24 protein-coding genes are annotated in these 22100 nt (G+C 45.8%); 7 read left to right on the forward strand and 17 right to left on the reverse strand.

Annotated elements, in window-relative coordinates; translation table 11 throughout:
* Positions 1-6 precede the first annotated feature (6 nt).
* From pstB to BTA31_RS10450, 8 genes are all read right to left on the reverse strand, one after another.
* Entirely contained in the window at positions 7-819 is an 813-nt protein-coding gene (gene pstB, locus BTA31_RS10415) for a phosphate ABC transporter ATP-binding protein PstB (RefSeq protein ID WP_043928725.1), read from the reverse strand.
* A gap of 34 nt (positions 820-853) precedes the next feature.
* Positions 854-1741: a phosphate ABC transporter permease PstA gene (pstA, locus tag BTA31_RS10420; RefSeq protein ID WP_076791368.1), complete on the reverse strand. Its 888-nt coding sequence runs from the start codon at positions 1739-1741 to the stop codon at positions 854-856.
* The gene (gene pstC, locus BTA31_RS10425; protein ID WP_076791370.1) at positions 1741-2670 is read right to left on the reverse strand and encodes a phosphate ABC transporter permease subunit PstC; all 930 of its coding nucleotides are present in this window, start codon (positions 2668-2670) and stop codon (positions 1741-1743) included. The genes pstA and pstC overlap by 1 nt, the downstream gene beginning before the upstream one ends.
* 73 nt (positions 2671-2743) lie before the next feature.
* A complete protein-coding gene (locus BTA31_RS10430) occupies positions 2744-3661 on the reverse strand; it encodes a phosphate ABC transporter substrate-binding protein (RefSeq protein ID WP_076791373.1) in 918 nt (305 codons plus the stop codon).
* A 192-nt stretch (positions 3662-3853) separates the two neighbouring features.
* Positions 3854-5977, reverse strand: coding sequence for a peptidoglycan D,D-transpeptidase FtsI family protein (locus tag BTA31_RS10435; RefSeq protein WP_076791376.1), 2124 nt, complete (start codon positions 5975-5977; stop codon positions 3854-3856).
* A 101-nt stretch (positions 5978-6078) separates the two neighbouring features.
* Positions 6079-7365 carry an MFS transporter gene (locus tag BTA31_RS10440; protein ID WP_076791379.1) on the reverse strand — a complete coding sequence of 429 codons (1287 nt, stop codon included), beginning with the start codon at positions 7363-7365 and terminating at the stop codon, positions 6079-6081.
* A 178-nt stretch (positions 7366-7543) separates the two neighbouring features.
* Positions 7544-8152 carry a superoxide dismutase SodA gene (gene sodA, locus BTA31_RS10445; protein WP_043928702.1) on the reverse strand — a complete coding sequence of 203 codons (609 nt, stop codon included), beginning with the start codon at positions 8150-8152 and terminating at the stop codon, positions 7544-7546.
* A 184-nt stretch (positions 8153-8336) separates the two neighbouring features.
* The gene (locus BTA31_RS10450; protein ID WP_076791381.1) at positions 8337-8819 is read right to left on the reverse strand and encodes a DUF456 domain-containing protein; all 483 of its coding nucleotides are present in this window, start codon (positions 8817-8819) and stop codon (positions 8337-8339) included.
* A gap of 157 nt (positions 8820-8976) precedes the next feature.
* On the opposite strand from BTA31_RS10450, the gene BTA31_RS10455 reads away from it, so the two are divergent.
* The 3 genes from BTA31_RS10455 to ispG all read left to right on the forward strand — a co-directional run bounded on the left by BTA31_RS10455 (position 8977) and on the right by ispG (position 11350).
* Complete coding sequence (locus BTA31_RS10455) at positions 8977-9735, forward strand: DUF1189 domain-containing protein (RefSeq protein WP_076791384.1); 759 nt, start codon at positions 8977-8979, stop codon at positions 9733-9735.
* A gap of 84 nt (positions 9736-9819) precedes the next feature.
* Complete coding sequence (locus tag BTA31_RS10460) at positions 9820-10125, forward strand: LysM peptidoglycan-binding domain-containing protein (protein WP_076791507.1); 306 nt, start codon at positions 9820-9822, stop codon at positions 10123-10125.
* A gap of 106 nt (positions 10126-10231) precedes the next feature.
* Positions 10232-11350, forward strand: coding sequence for a flavodoxin-dependent (E)-4-hydroxy-3-methylbut-2-enyl-diphosphate synthase (gene ispG, locus BTA31_RS10465; protein WP_094777424.1), 1119 nt, complete (start codon positions 10232-10234; stop codon positions 11348-11350).
* Positions 11351-11388: 38 nt separating this feature from the next.
* On the opposite strand, the gene BTA31_RS10470 is transcribed toward ispG, so the two are convergent.
* Complete coding sequence (locus tag BTA31_RS10470) at positions 11389-11760, reverse strand: hypothetical protein (RefSeq protein ID WP_043928706.1); 372 nt, start codon at positions 11758-11760, stop codon at positions 11389-11391.
* Between the two features lie 137 nt (positions 11761-11897).
* Here BTA31_RS10470 and BTA31_RS10475 point away from each other — a divergent pair, with 137 nt between their 5' ends.
* Entirely contained in the window at positions 11898-12482 is a 585-nt protein-coding gene (locus BTA31_RS10475; protein WP_043928707.1) for a nucleotidase, read from the forward strand.
* 70 nt (positions 12483-12552) lie between these two features.
* On the opposite strand, the gene zur is transcribed toward BTA31_RS10475, so the two are convergent.
* The 4 genes from zur to BTA31_RS10495 all read right to left on the reverse strand — a co-directional run bounded on the left by zur (position 12553) and on the right by BTA31_RS10495 (position 15626).
* Positions 12553-12984 (reverse strand): zinc uptake transcriptional repressor Zur, encoded by a 432-nt coding sequence (zur, locus tag BTA31_RS10480; RefSeq protein ID WP_076791386.1) that lies wholly within the window; start codon positions 12982-12984, stop codon positions 12553-12555.
* Entirely contained in the window at positions 12962-13822 is an 861-nt protein-coding gene (locus BTA31_RS10485; RefSeq protein ID WP_043928708.1) for a metal ABC transporter permease, read from the reverse strand. Before BTA31_RS10485 ends, zur begins: the two co-directional genes overlap by 23 nt.
* Positions 13822-14598, reverse strand: coding sequence for a metal ABC transporter ATP-binding protein (locus BTA31_RS10490; RefSeq protein WP_043928728.1), 777 nt, complete (start codon positions 14596-14598; stop codon positions 13822-13824). Before BTA31_RS10490 ends, BTA31_RS10485 begins: the two co-directional genes overlap by 1 nt.
* A gap of 143 nt (positions 14599-14741) precedes the next feature.
* Complete coding sequence (locus BTA31_RS10495) at positions 14742-15626, reverse strand: YitT family protein (protein WP_076791389.1); 885 nt, start codon at positions 15624-15626, stop codon at positions 14742-14744.
* Between the two features lie 129 nt (positions 15627-15755).
* Here BTA31_RS10495 and BTA31_RS10500 point away from each other — a divergent pair, with 129 nt between their 5' ends.
* Complete coding sequence (locus tag BTA31_RS10500) at positions 15756-16010, forward strand: DUF2624 domain-containing protein (RefSeq protein WP_076791391.1); 255 nt, start codon at positions 15756-15758, stop codon at positions 16008-16010.
* Between the two features lie 28 nt (positions 16011-16038).
* On the opposite strand, the gene BTA31_RS10505 is transcribed toward BTA31_RS10500, so the two are convergent.
* On the reverse strand, positions 16039-16932 hold the full coding sequence (locus tag BTA31_RS10505) for a deoxyribonuclease IV (protein WP_076791393.1): 894 nt from the start codon (positions 16930-16932) through the stop codon (positions 16039-16041).
* Between the two features lie 11 nt (positions 16933-16943).
* Positions 16944-18263 (reverse strand): DEAD/DEAH box helicase, encoded by a 1320-nt coding sequence (locus BTA31_RS10510; RefSeq protein WP_043928712.1) that lies wholly within the window; start codon positions 18261-18263, stop codon positions 16944-16946.
* 256 nt (positions 18264-18519) lie between these two features.
* Between BTA31_RS10510 and vrrA the strand changes: the two genes are divergently transcribed.
* Both vrrA and BTA31_RS10520 read left to right on the forward strand, forming a co-directional pair.
* Positions 18520-19167, forward strand: coding sequence for a VrrA/YqfQ family protein (vrrA, locus tag BTA31_RS10515; RefSeq protein ID WP_076791396.1), 648 nt, complete (start codon positions 18520-18522; stop codon positions 19165-19167).
* Positions 19168-19287: 120 nt separating this feature from the next.
* Complete coding sequence (locus tag BTA31_RS10520) at positions 19288-20232, forward strand: 4-hydroxy-3-methylbut-2-enyl diphosphate reductase (protein WP_076791398.1); 945 nt, start codon at positions 19288-19290, stop codon at positions 20230-20232.
* Positions 20233-20257: 25 nt separating this feature from the next.
* Here BTA31_RS10520 and BTA31_RS10525 read toward each other — a convergent pair whose 3' ends face one another.
* Positions 20258-21379, reverse strand: coding sequence for a Nif3-like dinuclear metal center hexameric protein (locus BTA31_RS10525; RefSeq protein WP_076791401.1), 1122 nt, complete (start codon positions 21377-21379; stop codon positions 20258-20260).
* Positions 21376-22023 carry a tRNA (adenine(22)-N(1))-methyltransferase gene (locus tag BTA31_RS10530; RefSeq protein ID WP_239693170.1) on the reverse strand — a complete coding sequence of 216 codons (648 nt, stop codon included), beginning with the start codon at positions 22021-22023 and terminating at the stop codon, positions 21376-21378. The genes BTA31_RS10525 and BTA31_RS10530 overlap by 4 nt, the downstream gene beginning before the upstream one ends.
* Between the last annotated feature and the right edge of the window lie 77 nt (positions 22024-22100).

The raw sequence follows: 22100 nt of genomic DNA on the forward strand, positions 1-22100 counted from the left end.
CCCTCCTTATCCAAACCTGCCGTTGATATAATCCTCTGTCTTTTTTTCTGAAGGATTCATAAAAATCTTTTCCGTACGATCGTATTCGATTAAATCTCCGTTAAGGAAAAACGCCGTTTGATCGGAAATTCTTGAAGCTTGCTGCATGTTATGCGTGACAATGATAATCGAGTATTCCTCTTTTAAACCGACGATTAATTCCTCTATTTTCGCGTTTGAAATCGGGTCGAGCGCTGACGCAGGCTCATCCAAGAGCAGGACTTCAGGCTTCATCGCGAGCGTCCGGGCGATGCAGAGACGCTGCTGCTGTCCGCCTGACAGCGAAAGAGCCGACTCATGCAGCCTGTCTTTTACTTCATCCCACAGCGCGGCTTTCGTCAAGCTTTCTTCCACGATCTCATCAAGCACGGATTTCCGCCGTTCGCCCGCATATTTTAACGCGTGGGTAATGTTGCTGTAAATCGATTTTGGAAAGGGGTTCGGCTTTTGAAATACCATTCCGATTTCCCTTCTCAGATTGACGACATTGATATTGGAATCAAGGATGTTAAGCCCTTCATATCGAATTTCTCCGGATGTTCTGGCTGATGGAATCAGATCATTCATCCGGTTGATGCTTCTTAAAAAAGTCGATTTTCCGCAGCCTGACGGACCGATCAAAGCCGTGACGGCATGTTTGTCAATACGCATGGAAATGTCGTTGACGGCCCGCTTTTCTCCATAGTAAATATTTAAATTTTTCACTTCTAAAATATGTTCTTTCGCTTCAGGGAACGGAGCAATTCCGATATTGTCGCGCACGGTTTCCAAAACCGGCATCTGGACCTGAGCCATATGATTTCATCCTTCCTTCTTATTTGTTTGCCGTTAACTTTTTATGAATCAAAGAGCCGAGCCATCGGGCTGCCAAATTAAAGATCAAGACGGACAGAACGAGAACGGCGGATGCGCCGTTTGCGATCGCTTCAGCATCGGGGATGATCCCCTGCGTGTTTACATTCCAAATATGAACGGCCAGCGTTTCAGCCGGTCTGAAAATATTGAGCGGCGATGTCTCAGAAAACGGATTCCAATCGGCAAAATTCAGTCTCGGCGTGGTTAGTCCGGCTGTAAACAGCAAAGCGGCTGCTTCGCCAAATACACGGCCCGACGCAAGAATCGCGCCTGTGATGATGGACGGTACCGCACCAGGGATCAATACCGTTTTAATCGTATGCCATTTGGACACGCCCAAAGCAAGGGAAGCTTCTTTTTGCTCCTTAGGTACGGATCGGATCGCATCCTCTGTCACCCTGACCATGACAGGAAGGTTGAAAATCGTCAAAGCAAGCGCACCGCCGATAATGCTGTATCCCCATCCGGTCAGATTAACAAACATCAACATGCCGAACATCCCCATGACGATCGAAGGAAGGGATGACAAAACTTCAATACAGACACGGATAAAATCGGTCAATTTGTTGGCAGGCGCATATTCCGCCATATAAATTCCCCCGCCGACTCCAAGGGGAACCGTGATCAGCATTGTCAGCACGAGAATATAAAACGAGTTGAACAGCTGATCGCGAATTCCGCCGCCGCTTGAAAGCGCACTGGAACGCGAAGTTAAAAAGCTGAGGCTGATATGTGAAACACCATTGATGATGATATAAGCGAACAAACCGACAAGAATCGCGGCGATCACCGCAGCAATCAATCCAAAAACACCGGTTGCTAAACGATCTGTTACTCTGCTGTTCATTACAGTTTCCTCCTGGATGACAGATAGCGGATGAGCAGGATGAACAAGAACGACATGGTCAGAAGGACAAGCCCCATTGACCAGAGCGTATTGTTTTCCACGCTCCCGTATGTTGTATGACCCATATTCAACGTAATGATCGTTGTCAATGTCCCCGCAGGGTCTAAAAGGCTCTCAAACAGATTTCGGGAATTTCCGATGACCATCTGCACGGCCAGCGCTTCGCCGAACGCCCTCGCCATTCCTAAGACGACGGCTGTCAGAAGTGAAGGCAGCGCTGCCGGTATCAGCACTTTGCGGATCGTCTGCCAGCGGGTTGCACCTAATGCGTATGATCCTTCGCGCAGATTTTTCGGCAGCGACATGAGCGCATCCGTTGAAATCGAAGTGACCGTCGGTAAAATCATGACAGCCAGGACGATCGTTCCCGCCAGAAGGCTGTGGCCCGATCCGCTTGACTTAAACTGTGAAATAAACGGCACTAACACTGTAAGGCCTATGAATCCATAAACGACGGAAGGAATGCCAACAAGCAATTCGACAACCGGCTGCAGTACTTTTCTGCCCCATGATGGCGCGATTTCCGTCATAAAAATCGCACCTCCTATTCCAAGCGGTGCAGCAATCAAAGATGCAAGAAGGGTCACTGCAAAAGATCCGAGTATAAACGGAAGGGCTCCGTATTCAGGGTTTTCGTTCGTTGGATTCCAATCTAGACTGGTTAAGAACTCAATTGGACTTACACCATTGGCCAGAAAAGATTGCAACCCCTTATTTCCGAGAAAAATTGTGATCGAAATCGCCGCCGCCATCATGATAAACGCGCACGACGCAACCAAAATCCTCCCGCGGATTTCATCCATTTTGCGATTATGCTTGGAGCTGATCAGCCGCTCTTTCGCGGACAGTTTCTCTATTTTTTGAACCATTTTTTACACTCCTATAAGAACAAGTCATAAGAGGGAAAGTGTCAGGAGCACACTTTCCCGCCTTCTATTGTCATTATTTATCAGTTTGCTTCCCATCCACGTCGCGTTTTACTTCCATGTCTGTTACTGGAATGTAGCCCTGCTCCGTCACGATGGATTTTTGAATATCATCGCTCATCAAATAGTCGAGGAATTCTTTCGCCAAGCCTTCAGGTTCGCCTTTCGTATAGGAATGCTGGTAAGCCCAAATTGGGAATTTGCCTTTTTGTACATTTTCGGCTGTCGGCTTCACACCGTCGATTGAAAGCGGAGTGACAGTGTCATCTTTGATATACGAAAACGCAAGATATCCGATTGCTCCAGGCGTTTCAGCGATTAACTTTTTCACTGTGTTTGAAGAATCTTCCGTGATTCCTTCTGCTGGAGTTTCTCCGTCAAGTGCATATTTGACAAAAGTCGCGCGGGTTCCTGAAGAATCAGGACGGTTGACAAGGGTGATCTTTTGATCTTTTCCGCCTAGTTCCTTCCAGTTTTTGATTTTACCTGTGAATACCTTTTTGAGATCCTCTAACGAAATATCATCGATGCCTACTTCAGGGTTGATGGCAGCTGCCATTCCGACAACCGCAACTTGATGATCGGTAAGCTCTTTGGCAGGAATGCCTTCTTTTTCTTCGGCAAAGACATCGGAGTTTCCGATTTGGACTGTACCTTCAGACACTTGGGAAAGGCCTGTACCAGAACCTCCAGCCTGTACCTGAATATCGGCATCAGGATTTTCATCCATGAATTTTTCAGCCGCTGCTAAGACAAGGGGCTGCATCGCCGAAGAACCCGAAATCGTCAAAGAACCTGAAGCCTTATTCTCTGTTTTATCGCTTTGTTTGCCTTCGTCTGCATTGTTGTTTGTACTGCTGCTTCCGCACGCTGCTGCGAAGACAACTAAAACGGACATGATGAACATCAGTGTGATTTTTTTAAATGGTTTCACTTCTTAATCCTCCCGCGTAAATGTGTAATTTGTCCTACGGGTATAGCGTAACTTTTCAGTATTAATCTTGTTTAAATGAATTATTAAGGTTTTGTAAAATAAGCTTGAACTTTGTATAGAATGCGCACGAAAGGAACGGGCGCACAAAAAAACACCTGCATGGTTCAATGCAGGTGTTTTAATGAAAAAGTCCTATTCCGTAGCTTCTTTTTCAATTTTGTCTTTATTTTTTTCGGCAGTATTTTCTTTCGATTGTTTTGATTTCAATTCAAAATACTTATCAAGCACTTTCCGGCCGAGTTCGTTTGTAATTGAATATCTTTGGCCATAGTCATTATAAACCCAAGGAACGACGACGGAAATTGCGACTTCAGGATTATCGTAAGGAGCGTAGGCAACAAGCGTTGTATTGTATGTCGGTGTTCCCGTTTTCGATTTGTCCGGTCCGTCATAGAAAGACTGGGCCGTCCCTGTTTTTCCGGCTGGTTTATATGAAGCAGAAGCAAACTGACCCGCTGCCGTACCTTTTGTCATTACACGCCTGAATCCGTTTTGAACTTCTTTAATATATTGATCGCTCATGTCTAATTTGTTCAATACTTCAGGCTGCACGGATTGTGTAACGGCCCCGATTCCTTTTTTCGAATCAGGCTCCCTGATCTCTTTCACGAGCTGCGGCTTCATGCGGTACCCGCCATTGGCAATCGTTGATACGTACTGAGCCAGCTGCAGCGGTGTGTATGTGTCATACTGTCCGATGGAATAGTCAAGCAAGAAACCAGGCAGTCTTTGAGATCCTTTGTAGCCTGAAGCTTCATTTGGCAGATCGATTCCGGTTTTGACGCCGAGGCCGAACTGACTGAAATAATACCTGAATGTGTCAAACGCTTTTGTTTGAAGGTTGAGAGGCTGATGCGCCTTATAATGGCCTTCACCAAGGGCGATCGCCGTTTTAAACATGAATACGTTTGAAGATTGTTCAAGCGCTCCCTGGATACCCAGTGTTCCCAAGCCTACTCTCCACGACTTTTTCGCATTCGGCGAGTCACCGATCCAAAGCGGTTCATCAAGAAAAGTCGTATTTAAATTAATGGCTCCCGTCTGCAGACCTGTTAAAACAGTGGCCCCTTTGACAGCCGAGCCCATCGCATAAGAAGACGTCATCGCGCCAAGCGCATAGTCGTCAACCTTTAATTTGCCGCTTTCGTTTTTAAGCTGCTTGCCGGCAATCGATAACACTTCCCCGTTTCGCGGATCCATCATGACGACGAATGCGCGGTCGAGAAGCGGAGCGCTATGCCGGGCTTTGGCAGACTTCAGTTCATTCTCGATAATTTTTTCAATCTCTTTTTGCATATCAACATCGATCGTCAAGACTAAATCTTTTCCGCTTTTCCCTTCGGAAATGACTTCCTTATCGACGATGTCCCCTGATTTGTTGGTAATATTTTTTACTTTCTCTTTCTGTCCCTGAAGCACATTTTCATATTCGGCTTCGAGGTAGCTTTTTCCGACCCGGTCATTCCGGTTGTAGCCGAGCGACAAATAATGATCAAGCAGACTTTTCGGAAGCCCTTCATTTGAATCGGATATGCTGCCGATCATCGTTCTGAGCAGACCGTTATAAGGATAATCCCGCTTCCAATCTGACGTCACGTCGACTCCCGGAAGCTCGTCCAGGTGTTCGCTGACAACTGCCATTTCTTTTGCCGATACGTCTTTGTTTTTAATATACTGCGGAGTCAGCGCGTATCCAGAATCCATCTGGCGCTTGATTGCCAAGACTTTCAAATCTTGATCTGTCAGTTCATTCAGTTTATCTTCCGTGATCCTGTCAAGCTGCAGCTGGTATAAATCGTCTTCTTTCAGCTTGCCGTCCTTTACTTTTTTCCGGTCCTGATCGGTGATGAGCTTCTCGGCTTTTTTCGGCCGCGTTAAAATCCAGTAGTCCTTTTTATCGCGCTCCGTTATTTTATCTGTATCGATTTTGATCATTTCTGCAAGTTTTTTTGCTATTTTGAGCCTGTCTTCCTGAGAGGTTGATGATGTCCTTGTGTATGTAATGGCATTCATCGGTTTATTTTTTACGATCGTATTCAAGTTCCGGTCATATATTTTCCCCCGCGGAACGCTTGTCGAGACATCGACTTCTTCCTGCTTCTGCACTTCGTTCGTATAGTCTTCGCCAAAGACGATCTGCACCATGCCGAGGCGCACGACGACGATCGTGAAAATAATAAAAGCGAGCAGGAACAATATGTTCAATCTGATGGGGAGCGATTTGCGTTTTTCAGTTTTCATTTTTTTGTTCATCATTAACATCACCTTTTTGAAATAAAGAAAAGACACCTTATGAAAAGGTGCCAAATATATTGTAAAGTTTTTTTCGGCATTTTTCTACTATTTTCCCTTGGGGCTTACCTTTTTCCTTCTAAATAATTCGGTTCAGCTGTTTGTTTATGCGCATCTTTTCCGACCGTTTCGCGGGCGGGCTCTGTCAGACGGATATCTTTGACGAAATAGTAGATCAGCGTGTGGCCTGCCCCCAGCAAAACGAGGGAAACCGGAATGCCCAAGTCTTCCTTCAGGAGCGACACGAGCAGTAAGAAAACCAAAATCGAGACAATCCGTCCGATGTTTAAAAACACTTCTCTGACGACGATGTATTCGATCCGCGCTTTCCTGGCATACCGTGCTTTCCCGATCACGTCATATGTGAGCGATGAATACGGTACGAGCAAAATTGGATAACCGATCGCAATCGCAACAGCATACAGCAGCAGCGTCACATACGTCATATGAAACAAAATCAGAAAGAGAGCGCCGAACAGGACGAGACCGCCCAATAAAATCGCTTTTTTGCGCGCTCCCTTTTTAATAAGCCGCGTTGCGAAATAGTATGCAAAAAAAGAAACAGCTGAATTAATCAAGCCGAACTTTCCCAATGCCAACTCGCTCTTTGTCGTGATAAAGACAAAGACATTGATTAAAAAAACGAAAATTCCTTCTCTCAGTCCCTGAAAAAAATGAGCATTTGTAATGCTGCGCCAATTGGGGTCTGAATTTCGTTCCGCCCAGATTTTTTTCAAAATGTAGCGGCCGCGCGATTCACGCCTCTTTAAAAAAAAGCTCGTGATGACAGCCACTGAAAATAAAGCCAAGGACAGGCTAAAAATCACCGTGTACCCCGTGTTGTCAGCAAGCCTTGAAATGACATAGCCGGCAACAATCGGACCGATCATTCCCGCGCCGGAATTTAAAATGCCGAGGAACCCGTTAAAAAAATCTCTCGTGTCCGGCTCAGTGATTTCAAATGTCAGGACATTAAACGCAAGCCAATAAAATCCATAGCCAATTCCGAGCACACTACCGAGCAGCACCAGCCGTGATCCCGCATTTTCCCCCGCCAACAGCACAGTTAAATAAAATACAGCTAAAAACGAAACGCCAAACCTGAGGATAAACACCCTGTCGATTTTTTTGGCAAGGCGGCCGGCAAACATAAAGATAATAGGCTGCATCACGACGATCGACAAATTGTAAATGGCCAAATCGACAAACTGTCCGGACTGCTTCCACAGATATACATTCACAAACGTATTGGAAAGGGCAATGCTAAGAGAATAAAGGCCGCCGACTGCAAGCAGCAGCAGGAGGTCCCTGTTTAATTCCACATCGCCTATTATGTTTTTGATTCTGCTCATAACTGACTCCCCTTTACTGATCACCATTAGTCTGTCTCATCAAAAGTCAGTTATGTACTTCAGAGCAAAAGAAACGAAAAACAAACAGACAGGCTCTTACAGCGATGCCGCAAGACGCTCCGTTTCGCGAACAACATAAAAAGGCCCGCTTCTCGCGGGCCTCTTTTCTCAAGCTGGATTATTTTGCTTCGCTGTAAAGGCGTGCAACCTCATCCCAGTTAACGACGTTCCAGAACGCTTTAATGTAATCTGGACGGCGGTTTTGATAATTCAGGTAGTATGCGTGCTCCCATACGTCAAGACCTAAGATAGGGGTCTTGCCTTCTGAAAGAGGAGAATCTTGGTTTGGCGTGCTTGTGATTTCAAGCTCTCCGTTATTGACAACAAGCCATGCCCAGCCGGAGCCGAAACGGCCAGCTGCTGCAGCGGCAAAGTCTTCTTTGAATTGATCGAAGCTGCCGAATTTGCTGTTGATCGCTTCTGCCAATTCACCAGTTGGAGCGCCTCCTCCGTTTGGAGAAAGAAGTTTCCAGAACAATGAGTGGTTGGCATGTCCTCCGCCATTGTTGCGGACAGCTGCACGGATGTTTTCCGGTACAGCATCAAGGTTTGCAACAAGCTCTTCAACAGATTTAGTTTCAAGATCCTGTTTGCCTGCCACCGCATCGTTCAATTTTGTAACATATGTGTTATGGTGCTTCGTATGGTGAATATTCATCGTCTCTTTGTCGATGTGAGGTTCTAACGCATCGTAAGCATAAGGTAATTCTGGAAGTTTGTAAGCCATTATCAATTCCTCCTTAATATTGTATGTATTGAAATGCCGCCTTTAGCAAGCCTTTCCTCTTTCAATGTATCAAAAGAAAAGGCTTGTTTCAATGGAAATGCTCACAAAATGATCACAAGTGCATTTCAAGCGCTCACTAAACTTTATCCTTTTCCCTTTCTTTTTAAACATGCAGGGGAAAATTTTAGAGCACGGTATATAAAAAGTACCCAATCATGATTAACTGGATCACGCTTTTAGCTAAAACCCCGGAAATAAAACCGATCAGCGAACCGATTCCAATTTTAGCGGCAGTTTTGATGTCCTTCTGATGGACAATCATCTCACCTGCCAAGGCCCCGATAAACGGCCCCAAAATAATGCCTGCCACCGGTATCACAAACGGTCCGATCAAAAGGCCGATCGTGCTGCCCCATATCGCCGCCCTGCTGCCGCCGAAGCGCTTAATACCGAGGAGATTTGTAATATAGTCGGCGGCAAACAATACGGCTGTAAAAATGCCTTCAATAATCCAAAATAAGTAGGAGTAATGCCCGAATGTAAATAAAAATCCGTATAGAACAAATCCGGCTACGATGAAAACGACGCTCGGAATAATGGGATAGACAAGGCCGATGAACGCAATGACGAACATCACCGCAATGATGATCCAATATAAAACATCCATCCGAATCCCCTCCAATCGATTGTGATGCTTCATATTATACCCATTTTTCTGAAAGGAAACTTCCAGAGCCTCTGTTGATCGATAAGTTTTCTTGTATTCGTCCTTTTGTGACGATACAATAATGCAGATACATTATAGAAATAGGAAGTGAAAACGAATGAATTTATTTCAGCGATTTTTTAAAAGTACATATTCCCCTCACGCTATTGGCAAAATGCGTTTCCAAGGCATAGGGAAAACAATTTTATACGTATTTTTGCTCAGCATCATCGCCGCTCTCCCGAACCTTTACCATATCAGCAGCGGAGTGGTGAATACGATGAACAGCTTTCAGTCAGCTGTGAAAGAATTCCCCGCTTTCTCCATAAAAGACGGTTCACTGCAAACAGATGCAAAGAAAGCGATTGAATCACAGTCATTCGGATTTGTCATCGTTTTTGATCCGAGCAGCTCTTATGAAACAAAACAGATCGAAGACAAACGGAATTCCGTCGGCATCCTGAAAGATAAGTTCGTCATCGCCATTGACGGCCAAGTCCAGGAAATGCCGTACACAATGCTTCCCGAAGACATGTCTAAGGATGATATCCTTTCTTTAGTTGATCAAAATAAAACCGTGATTGTTCCCGTCCTGTGCGTTCTGCTGTTTTTGGCGACGGCAGCCGGAAAATTCATTGATGTCTCGGTTCTTGCCGTCATCGGGCTGATGATTCGCAACGGGCAGAAGAAAATGCTCTCCTATAAACAGCTTTGGGTAATGTCTGCTTATTCCATCACGCTCGCGACCGTGTTTTTTGCAATTATGGACGCGCTGGAGGCGGTGGTTCCAAGTCAGTTCCTCCTGAACTGGTTTGTGAACTTTATCATGCTGTTTCTCGCCATTAAAGAAACGCCGGCTTCTAAAGCAGCAAAGTAAAGCGGACAGGGGCAAATTTGTTGTCATGTTGAAAGAGGGACAAGCGTAACATAATAAAAAATGCACGAAATGGGGACAAATCAGATGAAACGTGTGATTGTGCTGTTTTCGATTTTGCTCGCCCTGTTCATTGTTTATTATGACTTGAAATCAGGCACCATCCCTCAAAACGCCTTGCCGGCTTCAACCATGGCAGCGGAAGCTCCGGCTGCAAGCCTGCAATATAAGACCGTTACAGTAAAACCCGGACAAACTGTATTTTCAATTATCGGGAACAGCGCCGTTCCGGCCGACAAAATAGCCGAAGATTTTGAAGCGCTGAATCCGAATGTTGAAGCGAGCCGCATTCAAGCAGGCGTCACCTACAAGTTTCCCGTTTATGCTGATTAAGCGTTAATTTCTTGTCAGTTTCATGAATGGGCTGTTACAATAAGACTTGTAAACGATTTGGTATAAGAAAAGGAGCAACAGTCTCCGAATTATACTTAAGGAGCGAATTCAAGTGAGTGAAATCACACATCGTACAAAAACGCGTCCCGTTAAAGTGGGACCTTTAACAATAGGCGGCAATAACGAAGTCGTCATTCAAAGCATGACAACAACGAAAACACATGATGTTGAAGCAACCGTCGCCGAAATCAACAGACTCGCAGAAGCGGGATGTCAAATCGTCCGTGTCGCATGTCCTGATGAACGGGCTGCAGACGCCATTCCAGAGATCAAAAAGCGGATATCTATCCCTCTTGTCGTGGATATTCATTTTAACTATAAATTGGCTTTAAAAGCGATTGAAGGCGGAGCCGATAAAATCCGCATCAATCCGGGAAACATCGGCCGCCGCGAAAAGGTTGAAGCGGTTGTCAACGCAGCGAAGGAAAAGGGTATTCCGATCCGGATCGGCGTCAATGCAGGCTCTCTGGAAAAACGAATCCTTGAGAAATACGGCTATCCGACAGCAGACGGCATGGTCGAAAGTGCACTGCACCACATTAAAATTCTTGAGGATCTCGATTTCCACGATATCATCGTCAGCATGAAGGCGTCTGATGTCAATCTGGCGATTGAAGCGTATGAAAAAGCGGCTAAAGCATTCGATTATCCGCTTCATTTAGGCATCACCGAATCGGGAACGCTGTTTGCAGGTACAGTGAAAAGCGCCGCCGGTCTCGGCGCGATCCTTTCAAAAGGGATCGGCAATACATTGCGGATTTCTTTAAGCGCGGACCCGGTCGAAGAAGTAAAAGTCGCCAGGGAGCTCCTGAAATCTTTCGGATTGGCTTCCAATGCGGCAACTTTGATTTCCTGCCCGACTTGCGGACGGATCGAAATCGATTTGATCAGCATTGCCAACGAAGTCGAAGAATACATCGCTAAAATCAAGGCGCCGATCAAAGTTGCAGTACTCGGCTGTGCGGTCAACGGTCCCGGCGAAGCGCGCGAAGCCGATATCGGGATTGCCGGTGCACGCGGTGAAGGCCTTCTGTTCCGCAAAGGCGAAATCGTCCGGAAAGTGCCTGAGGAAACGATGGTCGAGGAATTGAAAAAAGAAATCGACAAGCTCGCCGAAGAGCATTATGCCAAACAAGCGGCAGAAAAAGAAAAATTAAACACATGATAAAAAAAGCTTGACGGATATCCGTCAAGCTTTTTCCGTTAGAAAAACGGGGTGATGAATATGCCAAGCACCAAGGAAACTGCACCGATACCCATTGCCCATGCTCCTAAGCCAGCTGCTCCTTGTCTTCTGGCTATATAACCGACAATGATCCCTGCAATTCCTAACAGCACTGGAAGCATAAACAAGGAAATAATCGAAAGCGCAAGCGCAATATATCCGGTTACACGCCCGCCGGCAGCATCGGCATCGTTACGCGCTTCTCCGTTGTCCCCGTTATCCGTACGATAGGTCGGGGCAACTTCTGCTGCTGTTTCTTCTAAAAATTCATCATTATCTAAAGTCGCATCGACTAGGTCAGCATCATAACCGGCTCGGTTACGATCGCGAACATTTTGATCTTTTTCCATTCGATATCCCCCCTCTTTAATCCATAAAGGAGCATTTATAGTTTAAGCATTTTAGCCCGATTCATGTTTGCTAAACTTTACTGTAAATGTTAAAAGATTATGATACACTGGAGGAATGGATGATAAGGAGTGTGGACATGTTACATTTAGGAATCGATATTGATGGAACGATCACTGCCCAGGATACTTTTGTTCCCTATTTGAACGAGTCGTTCAGCCTCTCCATTACATTGGAAGATATTAAGGAATATGACTTAACAAAGCTGCTGAATATATCTCAAGACGATTTTTGGAAATGGATGAACGAAAACGAGCCCCGCATCTATCAGGAAGCATTGCTGGCTCAATATGCCAAACAGACGCTGGATGAGCTGAAAAAGCAGCATAAGCTGATATACATTACAGCAAGACGACACCATCTGGAGGATATCACCTTTGATTGGTTCGAGAAACGCGGCATTCATTATGACCATATAGAACTTGTCGGCGGTCACGATAAACTGGAAGCCGTCTTCAGGCATGAGATCGATGTTTTCTTTGAGGATCACCACGGGAATGCAACCATGATTGCAAAAGAAGCAGGCATCCCGGTTCTGTTGTTTAATACGCCGTACAATCAGCTTCCGACCGATTCAAACATCGTCAGAGTCGGCAGTTGGCTTGAAGCCGCCGAATGGCTGAAAAAGAACGAGAAAACGATTAAAGCAGCAAAAAGCATGTAAGATAAAGTCTCTTACATGCTTTTTGCGTTAAAAAAGGCGTATGGCATTTAAACGCCATACGCCACTTCCTTTACTGCGCTTCCGTGCTTTTGTCTTCACATCGCGGGCAGGTTCCGTAAATTTCAAACTTATGGCCGCTGATCTGATAGCCGTCAAGATCGTCTGTCAGCTTTTCCATTGGACATAGCTCGATTTCCTTCGTTTTACCGCACACCATGCAAATAAAATGGTGGTGGTGGTGAGCAGAAGAACATTTAAAGCGGAACAGCTTTTCACCGGAAAGCTCAGTCGTTTCCAAAATGCCGAGTTCTTCAAACAGCGACAAATTTCTGTAGATCGTATCAAAGCTTAACCCCGGATAATCATCATTTAAAGCGGAAAGGACATTTTTCGCCGTTAAATATTTATCAGAATCACTAAACAGCTGAAGCATATCCTCCCGTTTGCTTGTATATTTATATCCTTTTTCCTTCAGTAAATCAAGCGCTTCCTGTACGTTCACGGCGAATCCTCCTTTTGACTTTATTATAACTGATGCACAGTATCAGGATAAAGATCGACAGCAGCACGATCGTTCCCCCCGGTGCAAGATCGAGATGATAAGCAAGCACCAGGCCGACGATGACGGAAAGTTCACCGAATAGGATCGATAAGAAAATCGCCTGCTTAAACCCTTTGGCAATGCGCATGCTCGCAGCGACTGGGAGCGTCATCAGCGCTGAAACGAGAAGCGTACCGACAATTCTCATTGAGGCGGCGATAACAAGCGCAACGATCAAAATAAAAATAAAATGAATCCACTTTGCAGAAATCCCCGAAGCTTTAGCATGCTCTTCATCAAACGACAGAAGAAACAGCTCTTTAAAAAGGGAAAACACCACGATCAGAACGGCTGCGGAAATTCCGACGATCACCAGCATGTCTTCCCGTGAAACAGCGCTGACGCTGCCGAATAAATAGCTGAAAAGATCCGTATTGAATCCGTCCGCAAGCGAAATAAAAATAACGGAAATGCCGATTCCCCCCGACATGATAATCGGGATCGCCAGCTCCTGGTAATGTTTATAAACCGTTCTCAGCCTCTCGATAATTAAAGAGCCGGCAACGGAAAACGCCATTCCGAAATAGATCGGGCTGACTCCGGCGAGCACTGCAAACTGTTTGCCTGCATACAGGCTCGCCGCTATGCCGGCTAAAGAGACGTGGCTAAGCGCATCTGCGATCAGCGACAGGCGCCTGACAACGATGAATACGCCGAGCAAGGGCGCGATGAGGCCGATTAATATTCCTGAAATAAAAGCGTTTTGCAAAAACTCATAATGAAAAAAAGGTGTCAGCATTATTCGTGTCCTCCATGATGATGGTGATTGTGGCTGATGGCTTGAACATCATGCCCGTAAAATTGAGACAAGTCTTGATCTGTCATGGACTCAAACTCTTCTGTATTGCCGTGAAAATGAAGATGCTTATTCATGCAGGCAACGTGTGTGACTTTATCTGAAACCGTGCCGACATCATGGGTGACAAGAATGAGCGTAATGCCTTTTTCACGATTCAATTTCTCCAGCAGCTTGTAAAACCCTTCAACTGTTTTTTGATCGACTCCAACCGTCGGCTCATCAAGAATAAGCAGTTTCGGTTCGCTCACAAGTGCTCTCGCGATGAAAGTTCTCTGCTGCTGTCCTCCCGAAAGCTCGCCGATGTTTCTGTCTTTCAAGGATGTGATGCCGACGGCTTCAATCGCTTCATCCACCTTCTGCTTATCGGCTTTTGACATGCGTCTGAATAAGCCGAGCTTTGCGGTTAAACCGCTTGCCACCACTTCGTAAACGGAAGCGGGAAAACCGGTGTTAAAGCTGTTTGCTTTTTGGGATACGAAGCCGATTTTGCTCCAGTCCTTAAATTTTCTGAGAGGGACGCCGAACAATTTAAGTTCGCCTGTCTGCGGCTTAATCAGCCCTAGAATGCATTTCAGCAATGTCGTCTTTCCCGATCCGTTTGGACCGACCAAACCGAGAAAAGTCCCTTCTTCAATTTTTAAATTTATATCTTCTATCACATTTCGATGATCATAGGAATATGATACATGTTTCATTTCAATAATAGGTTGTTTCAATACATTCACCTTCAAATTCTCCAGAATCATTACGATTTATCGCACAAAAAGAAAATGGCAGCCGAAAAGCAGCAAGCCATTTTCACGATTGACCAGTTCATCTTTAAATTATACATATAAACTTAAAAAAAGTAAATGAAAGCCTAATGGATGGCGTTTTTGAACTTTCCTCCCCGCGTTTCGTGCGTGTCCATAATCGTTATAAAAGCATTGTGATCAATATCGAAGACAATCGATTTCAGCTTCGTCACTTCCAGCCTTGTCACAACGGCATAAATCACTTCTGTGTCCTCATCGGAATAGCCGCCTTTCCCTTTGAGCTTAGTCGTTCCCCGGCCGAGGCGATGCAGCAGCGCATCGGAAATCTCCTCGTATTGATCTGAAACGATGATGACCGCTTTCGTCTCATCAAGCCCTTGAATAACGGCATCGATCGTCTTCATCGCAATATAATACGTCATAACCGAAAACATAGCCTGCTCAAGGCCGAACACAAAGCTCGCCCATGTAAAAATGAAGACATTGACGAACATGACAAATTCGCCGACTGAAAACGGCATCTTTTTCGTAAGCAAAATGCCGAGTATCTCAGTTCCATCCATAGAACCGCCGTTACGAATAACAAGCCCTACGCCGAATCCGAGCAGAAGACCGCCGAATACGGCTGCCAGGATGGGCTGAGTCGTAACCCCTTCTACATGATGCAACAGTGTTTCAATAATTGACAAGCTGATGATTCCGATCAGTGTTGAAATTAAAAACGTTTTTCCGATGTGCTTGTAGCCTGAAAACATAAACGGAATATTGAGAACGACGACGAGAAGTGCGAAGTTGATATAAGGAGTATCTTTAAAAATGTAATCCAATATTAGTGAAATGCCGATAATGCCCCCGTCAATGATGTTGTTCGGCACTAAAAATAATTCGATGCTGGCGGCTGCGCAGGCAGCCCCGACGAGAATCATGACGATCCGAAATGCCATTTTAACCGCTGATTCTTTTTTATGCTGTTTTTTGGTCTTTGCCATGCTGTCTCTCCTTTTCCCAAACTGGCCAAACCATCCCTTATCATCATCATATCATTTAACAGACAGAAATAAAAAAATGACACATTTTTAATTTTACGCCATACATTAGTTCAGAGGGGAGGAATGGACGTGATTTTATTTCAAAAAATCGTACTGCAGCGTTTAAATCAGGTCACGGCTGACGAGGTGCTCAAGTACGCTAAACAATACGGAATTCATGTAACAAAAACTCAGGCGCTTGAAGTGGAAAAGCTTGTGAAAGGAAAAAACATCAATATTTTCAATGAAGAAGAACGCAATAAACTGCTCAAGCAAGTGGAAGCAGTCACTTCAAAAGAAGCGGTGCAGCTTTTGAACCAGCTGTTTGCTCAATACGTATCATAAAAAGGGGAGCATATATGCCCCCCTTTTTTTATTGCTGCTTGATTTTTTCAAGCAGCCCTTCATCAAACTGTTTATTTTTGAGCATTTCAATTTCAAATCGGTAAGGCGGCTTTTTGTTCTTTTTATCTTCTCCTACATAAGGCGTTTCAAGGATTTTTGGAATATCTTTCAGCTGATCGTGGTGAACGATGTATTGAAGCGCATCAAAACCGATTTCTCCGAATCCGATGTTTTCATGGCGGTCCTTTCTCGCACCTCTGACATTCTTGCTGTCATTAATATGAAGCACTTTTAAACGGTCGATTCCGACAATTTTATCGAATTCGTTTAAGACACCGTCAAAGTCGGATACTACATCGTAACCCGCGTCATGGGTATGGCATGTATCGAAGCAGACGGATAAATGCTCGTTGTGTGTAACGCCGTCGATGATCTGTGCCAGCTCCTCAAACGTCCGCCCGCATTCTGAACCTTTGCCGGCCATCGTTTCCAAAGCGATCTGCACATTCTGATTCGGGTCGATGACCTCGTTCAATCCTTCGATGATTTTTTGAATGCCCGTTTCTGCGCCTGCACCTACATGAGCTCCCGGGTGAAGAACGATTTGTCTGGCGCCGATTGCCGACGTCCTTTCAATTTCAGAACGCAAGAATTCGACACCGAGCTCAAATGTGGACGGATTTGTTGTATTGGCAATATTGATAATATACGGGGCATGAACGACGATATCAGAGATGCCGTTCTCTTCCATATGAGCCCTTCCCGCTTCAATATTCAAATCCTCGATTTTTTTCCTGCGCGTGTTCTGCGGCGCTCCCGTATAGATCATAAATGTATTGGCGCCGTAGGAGCTTGCCTCCTGACTGGCCGCAAGCAGCATATGTTTTCCGCTCATTGAGACATGTGAACCGATTTTCAACAAAACTGTTTCCCCTACTTTCCTTTTCTAAATTGCTTTCTTTTTTGCTGTCTTTTTATTTTTTGGATTTCCGTCTGCATTTTCTTCTTATATCCAGGCTTGACTTTTCTCGGTTTTTTCACAAACCGCTTAGCGACCTCATCCGTTTCATCAGGCGTTCTTTTTCGGTTCTGACGGCGCTTGCGGTCATCGATCTTTTTCCACTCGCCTTTTTCAATCCTCATGTTTTCAAACACGATCCCCATCTGTTCAAGCTTCACAAGTGCATCTTCGTCAGATGTATCATAAAACGTCATCGCTGTTCCGGATGTTCCGGCGCGCGCTGTACGGCCGACGCGGTGAACGTAAAAGTCAAGATCATCAGGCAATTCATAGTTAATGACATGGCTGACGCCTTTAATATCGATTCCCCTTGCAGCCAAATCAGTGGCTATGATATAGGTGAATTCCAGATCGCCGATTTGCTTCATCACTTTTTTTCGTTCCCGCGGCGTAAGCCCCCCGTGAAGAAGTCCGACTTTCATCCCTTTGTCCGTCAGATAAGCGGCGATCTCGTCGGCCGTTGTTTTTGTATTGGCAAAAACAATCGCCAAATACGGATTTAAATGGGTCATGACCTCGAGCAACAGCTCATTTTTATCCCTGTGCCTGGAAGGTATCAGCACGTGTTCTATTTTTTCGGCCGTGATGTGCTTCGGCTCAACATGTGCATACCTCGGATTGGCCATGTATTTTTTCAGGAAAGGCTTTAATTTTTCGGGAATCGTTGCGGAAAATACAAGCATCTGCAAGCCTTCCGGCATATGCGACCCGATAAAATCGACATCTTCCAAAAATCCCATATCAAGCATTAAGTCCGCCTCGTCAATAACGAGCGAACCGGCTTTATGAACATCGAGCGCCTGCTCCCTGATCAGATCTGCAATTCGCCCCGGCGTACCTACCACCAGATGGGGCTGCGTTTTTAATTTGTCAATCGATTTTTGTTTATCGGTACCGCCGATGAAACATTTCGAACGAATCGCTTCATCAGGCCCTAAAAACTTGGTGATTTTCAGAACTTCCTGATGAATCTGATTGGCCAGCTCCCTTGTCGGAGCCGTAATCACGACTTGAACGAACTCTTTTTCAGGATCGATCCTGCTTAAAAGCGGGAGCAGATAGGCATGCGTTTTTCCCGTACCTGTCTGCGACTGCCCGATCGCGCTCTCCCCTTTCAGCGCCGCAGGGATTAACCGCTTTTGAATATCAGTCGGCTCATAAAATCCCAAGTGGTGAACAGCCTCTATAATAAACGGCTTTAAATCGTACATTTCAAATTTTGTTTGTTTCATTTTCCCAACTCCTTCTTGGAAAGCCGTTATTCCGACGTTCCAAGCTTTATCCTATATGGCTGAATTGTGCGCTTATGTATCCTTTTTTATGCCGCACTGCTTAAAAAAAGGCTGATATCATGTCCATCATTAAATTATAACTGATCCTGCAGAAAAAAACCATCACCTCCGCCCTATTCGGGCCAGCGGGCAAAGGCACTTTGCCACCGTTGGTGCATACCCTATCAAGAGAAGGATTTTGAAAGGAGGTACAAGTATGTTTCAGCAACAGCCGATGAGAAATCAGCCAAGACCGCAGGTGCCGCAAAGGCCCGGCAGAGCCTTGATGCCGAGACATCCGGGGATGGGAACGCAGCCCCCTCAAGCGCAACAGCGTGGCCTGCAGCAGATGTTTCAGCCAATGGGTGTAGCCCAGCAGCAAACAGGCGTACGAGGAGGAGGGATTCAAGGTTTGCTCTCGAAATTTCTTCCCGGATCTGCCGCATCCGGGGGAACAGGAGCGGGTCTCGGCGGAACCGGAAGCGGCCTTGGAGGCATTCAGGGGCTGGCCAATCCGTCTACCATTTCAAACATGCTCGGCAATGTTCAAAAAGCGCTCGGTGTAGCCCAGCAAGTAACACCGATGATTCAGCAATACGGACCGCTCGTCCGCAATCTCCCTGGAATGGTGAAAATGTTCAGACAGCTGAATTCCGATGATACGGAAGCAGATGACAGCGAACAACAAAAAGACGAACCGGAAAACAAGGCCGAAACGAGCGGTGAAAAGAAAGAAGAAATAAAAGTGTCTTCCAAAAAACCCGACAAATCCAAAGCTGAAGAAATCAGAAAAAAACAGAGCCGTTCAGCCCCTCCGTCTGCAAAAAGAAAAACCGGAGGATCAAAACCTAAACTGTATGTATAACATTCTTTGATATCTCCTGCTGGATCAGATATAATGAGGTCTATAGAGACTGCAAAAATAAGCCGTTTTTTACGGCTTTTTATCATGCCCGGCTCTTACTTCTTTATAGGAGGACTAAGAATGAACGTAATTAAAATATCGCCGCGCGGCTATTGCTACGGTGTCGTCGACGCCATGGTCATCGCAAAAAACGCGGCTCTCGATAAAAGTCTGCCGAGACCTATATATATTTTAGGAATGATTGTTCACAATAAACATGTCACGGACGCATTTGAAAAAGAGGGCATTTATACGCTTGACGGCCCGAACCGGCTCGAGATTTTGAATCAGGTCGACAAAGGAACGGTGATCTTCACCGCTCACGGCGTTTCGCCCGAAGTCCGCAAAATAGCTGAGGATAAAGGTCTTGTCGCGATTGACGCCACCTGCCCTGATGTGACAAAAACACACGATTTAATCCGCAAAATGAAAGCGGAAGGCTATCACGTCATCTACATCGGAAAAAAAGGACACCCGGAGCCTGAAGGAGCGGTCGGCGTCGCCCCGGATATCGTTCATCTTGTTGAAACCGAAGAAGATGTGGAAAGACTGGACATTGAAGCGGAGAAACTGATTGTCACGAACCAAACGACGATGTCCCAATGGGATGTCCACGATATTATGGAAAAGGTAAAAGAAAAATATCCGGATGTTGAATTCCACCAGGAGATTTGCCTGGCCACCCAGGTGCGTCAGGAAGCGGTGTCCGAGCAGGCGAAAAAAGCCGATTTGACGATCGTTGTCGGCGATCCGAAAAGCAATAACTCGAACCGTCTCGCCCAGGTCTCCGAAGAAATCGCGGGCACGAAAGCATACCGGATCGGCGATTTAAGCGAATTAAAGCTGGAATGGCTTGACGGCGTGGAAACCGTCGCTGTAACGGCCGGCGCATCGACCCCGACCCCGATTACAAAAGAAGTCATCCGCTTTTTAGAACAATTCGATCATGAAGACCCGTCAACATGGAAGACCAGTCATGAAGTACCGCTGCAAAAAATCTTGCCTAAAGTAAAAGCAAAAACCTGAAGCTCTCCGGCTTCAGGTTTTGTTTTTATACAAACGTAAACGGATTCGTATTTGTATCTGATGGAAAGACGGCGACATCGTACTTTTTCTCTTGGCACATCGCTGTCAGCTTTTTTGCAACCCCGTTTTTCATGACTTGTTCGGCATAATGGCCGGGATCAACCACATTCAGCCCGATCATCATCGCATCGTGCGCCGTATGGAAATAAAGGTCTCCTGTGACATATACATCGGCACCCATACGCTTTGCATGATGGATGTATTTGTTGCCGTCGCCGCCTAATACGGCGACCTTCTTCACTTTCGCCTCAGACTTGCCCACCATCCGCGCTCCGTTCACTTCCAGCTTTTCCTTCACATAGCGGGCAAACGCTCCGAGTGTCATCTCTTCATTCAATTCACCGATACGGCCTAACCCTTTTTGAAGCGGATTCTGCTCAACGGGATAAATATCAAAGGCCACTTCCTCATACGGATGGGCCTCACTCATCGCTTTGATCACGGATTTTTCAATACCTGACGGATAAACGGTCTCGATTCTTACCTCTTCGACCCGCTCAAGCTCGCCCCGCTTGCCGATAAACGGATCAGCTTCAGACAGCGGCTTGAAGCTGCCGACTCCTTCTGAAGAAAACGCACAGTGGCTGTAGGCGCCGATATGGCCGGCTCCAGCGTCTCCAAGAGCTGCGCGCACCTGTTCCTCATAATCTTTCGGGACATAGACGGCAAGTTTTTTCAGCGGCTCTTGATAGGTTGGAACGAGCACTTTTGTGTTCTTTAATTCCAGCGCTTCCGCAAGCATGTCGTTGACACCGCCGTCAGCAACATCGAGATTTGTATGAGCCGCATAAACCGCGATATCATGCTTGATGCACTTTTCGATCAGCCTTCCGCCGGGCTGGTCTGTGATGACATGTTTCAGCGGTCTGAAGACAGGCGGATGGTGCGCAATGATTAAGTCAACGTTCTTTGCAATCGCTTCATCAACCGTTTCTTCGAGAACATCAAGCGTGACCATGACATTGGCCACCGATTTGTTCAGCGTGCCGATTTGCAGGCCGATTTTATCTCCTTCAACGGCTAAAGACTTAGGCGAGAACTGTTCAAACAATTGAATGATTTCATTTCCGTTTATCGATTTTGTCATCTTCTAAGGACCTCCTTTAAGATCTCTATCCGTTCTGACAGCTCAAGCAATTTTTGTCGATTTTCTGCACTCGGAGGAGCAGCTTCAATTTGTTGATAGATGTTTTCCGTATGTTTCAGCTCTTGCGACCATTTTTTGACAAAAACAGCATTTTGTTGTTTGGCCAAAAATGGGCCGACAAGCATGCCTGCCGTAAAGGAAACCCCATCGTAAGCCGCATCTCGATCGCCCGCTTCCGCCACGAGAACCTCATAGCACTTGCCGTCTTCTTCAAGGATCTCTTCATTGATCAGTTCATAGCCTTCCTGATAGAGCCACTCTCTAATATGGTGAGCGTGGATATTCGGCTGTAAAACCAAACGTTCCTTACCTGAGAGCTTATCCTTGCCCACTTTTAGAATGTGAGCAATGAGCGAGCCACCCATTCCGGCAATCGTGATCACATCAGCTTCGCCCTTTTCAATCACTTCAAGCCCGTCTCCTTTCCTCACGGATATGAGCGAACTTAACTGCAGTTTCTCAACCTGCTGTTTCGCAGAAAGAAACGGACCATCTGTGATTTCTCCGGCGATCGCGGCGCTTGCCAGGCGATTCAGCACACAATAGCAAGGCAAATACGCATGATCAGATCCGATATCAGCCACAACCGCCCCTTTTGTTATGTATTCCGCCACAGTCTGCAGCCTTTTCGATAACTTCAATTCATTCACAATCATCACAA

Source organism: Bacillus haynesii, from assembly GCF_001969855.1.
GTDB lineage: Bacteria > Bacillota > Bacilli > Bacillales > Bacillaceae > Bacillus > Bacillus haynesii.